4 protein-coding genes are annotated in these 2,237 nt (G+C 61.0%); all 4 read right to left on the bottom strand.

Going from position 1 to position 2,237, the window contains the following annotated elements:
• The coding region (locus EN939_RS30925) for a pilus assembly protein TadG-related protein (protein ID WP_245473231.1) at nt 1-645 on the bottom strand (645 nt) is incomplete at its 3' end.
• Between the two features lie 282 nt (nt 646-927).
• The gene (locus tag EN939_RS39440) at nt 928-1,356 is read right to left on the bottom strand and encodes a DUF6074 family protein (protein WP_236382794.1); all 429 of its coding nucleotides are present in this window, start codon (nt 1,354-1,356) and stop codon (nt 928-930) included.
• A 46-nt stretch (nt 1,357-1,402) separates the two neighbouring features.
• Entirely contained in the window at nt 1,403-1,699 is a 297-nt protein-coding gene (locus EN939_RS30915; protein ID WP_127271426.1) for a DUF982 domain-containing protein, read from the bottom strand.
• 160 nt (nt 1,700-1,859) lie between these two features.
• Entirely contained in the window at nt 1,860-2,099 is a 240-nt protein-coding gene (locus EN939_RS30910; RefSeq protein WP_127271424.1) for a hypothetical protein, read from the bottom strand.
• Nucleotides 2,100-2,237 lie beyond the last annotated feature (138 nt).

Here is a 2,237-nt window from a genome sequence, read left to right as displayed (position 1 = left end):
GGTGACGGGGTTGCTGAGAGAGACACCGCCTGCCGATATCAGGCAATCGGCCTGCAGGCCGGCCGAGCCCTGAACCTTGATGGCGTCCGAGGCGATCGAATTGGACATGACCGAGCAGCCGTTGAGCTTGACGCTGGTGCTGCCGGAAAACAGCGCCGCCTGCGAAGCGGACGGATCGAGCGCGAGCATGCAAGCACTCGAAGCATCGGTAATGACGGCCACCGCCCTTGCCTGTTCGGGGACCTTGTCTTGCGTGAAGATCAGGGTGAACATCCGGTCGAGCTGCTGGCCGACGATCACCTCGACCGCTTTTTTCGCCGTATTCGGGCCGGAGGCCGGCGGCGTGTTGACGACGATCGTGCCCGAGCCCAGTCCGTTCGACGCCGCGGACTGGGTCGCGGCCGCGACGATCGTCGGCTTGTCGGAACCCGAGATCTGTTCGAGCGCACCGGCATAGGCGGCTGCATCGGCCGTCGCCTGTAACCTCAGGCTGTTGTAGTACCAATAGGAGGTCTCGACGCCGAAGCCCGCAGCGCCGACAACGACCGGCAAGGTCAGAGCAAAAATGGTAGCGACGTTTGCGCCCGTGCTCCGGCGCATGGCGTCCATTACAAGCCGAACACGGGTGAAGCTACTCAAGGCCATGGTTTAAATTAGAAAGCACGCATAAATGAACGAATGGCTAAAAAGTTCGTTGCATTTTTGAGCAGTGGTCCATTGGCTTCAAAAAAGAAGTGTTTCGCTGGCTGACCAACGCGCAAGCGCGTCGATGTCTCAGAGTGGGCCGCCCCTCAAGGCCGGCGGGAAATTGCCGGATTCGCAGCCGAGACCGCGCGAACAACGACCGGGTCTCCGAAAAACACACCGGAGTAAACGTATTTACAAATTACTGTTCCATGTGTGGAGGATGGAGGTTCAGGATTTGCTTCAAGCGGAAAGAATTGGCATCGACTCCGCGACCGTATCAGCCAACATCTCTCGCTGCACGGCCAGGAAAAACCTGCGCACTTCATCGCTGGCTGCTGTTCTGTCCCTGCCGGAGCCGACCACAAGATCGAGCAACTCCGACGCCTTGGCTCTCCAGAACGAGGTGGCGGTCTCGCCATGCAGATTGCCGAGCTTGGCGGCAACCTCCCTGACCAAGAATACCTGACGGTCGATCGGGAATGCACGGACTTTTTCTGGGGACATCTTCCAAACCATGAGACTGACGCAACGAATCAACCATTGCCAACAAGCAAAGGCGTAGCCGGGAAGATGGAAACGGAAGCTTAACAGGGCGGACCTTGGTGCGGTGCTGTCGTCGGGACGAAACGCGCGCAACGGCGCGCTCACGACATTGCCGCGTGCGTTCAAATACGATCGCCGGTGTTTTAATCGGGCAACGAACAGGGCACAGCCCTCAGGCCTGGAGCGCCCTCGCCTCACCGCCGCGCTTGCGCGGCGTCATCATGTCCCTGGCCATCAGTCCACTGGCGCGGCAAAACGCCATGAACGCCCGGCAGGCATCCTCGGTCTTGACCACGTCCACCGTGGCGCCGAAGCAGGCGTTGAACGCTTTCTGATAGATCGGGCCCTGACGGCGCGCAGGCCAGTCCTGGAGAAAATCGAGCGCCTGTTCGACGCCATAGATTTCCTCGACTGGCAGACCGGGTCCAGGCGCTATGCGCACAGGCACCTCGAATTGCAGTCTATCCATTTCCTGTCTCCCGAACGGCATCGCCGAGGCAACGCCGTTCGTCGTCAAAAGTTGCTTTGACCGGCTTCTGGCCCAGAAATGTGTCGTCACTTGGGTCGCGGGCCGCCATGTCGCGCCAAACAAATCGCGCACCCGAGATCTGTCCTGGGGTGACATATGCTCACTGGTTCGCCGGATCCGTCTCCGCGTCGAAGGCCATGCGACTGGCGGTGATCAGTACAAATACCGTCGGCACGGCGAAGATGCCGCCGAGAACAAGGGCCGCCATCGCCGACAGGCCGAGCGTCTCGGCAACCGCCCAATAGACGGTTCCGATGCAGATGAGCGCCTGGACGCAGAGGAACGCGGCAGCCGAGGCCGCGCGCGACAGGGTTTTGAAGGTCTTGATGCGTTGTTGCATTGAAAAAATCCGGAAATGACGCGCCGCGCGACCGCTGCGCGGCCGACAGCCGCCGCACGATCACGACGCGAACAGGAATAGCGATGAGGTGGGGGTACGGCCCTGGGCCGCTCAGGCCGTGATGGTCGGGGGTGCGCG

Origin of the sequence: Mesorhizobium sp. M7A.F.Ca.CA.002.05.1.1 (assembly GCF_003998335.1) — a bacterium.
Classification (GTDB): Bacteria; Pseudomonadota; Alphaproteobacteria; order Rhizobiales; family Rhizobiaceae; genus Mesorhizobium.
The sequence above is the reverse complement of the archived record's forward strand: the minus strand, read 5'-3'. Positions and strand labels throughout refer to the sequence as shown.

Excerpts from the sequence above, each read along its gene's own strand:
- EN939_RS30915 (WP_127271426.1), bottom strand. The coding sequence starts at position 1,699 with ATGGATAGACTGCAATTCGAGGTGCCTGTGCGCATAGCGCCTGGACCC.
- EN939_RS30910 (WP_127271424.1), bottom strand. The coding sequence starts at position 2,099 with ATGCAACAACGCATCAAGACCTTCAAAACCCTGTCGCGCGCGGCCTCG.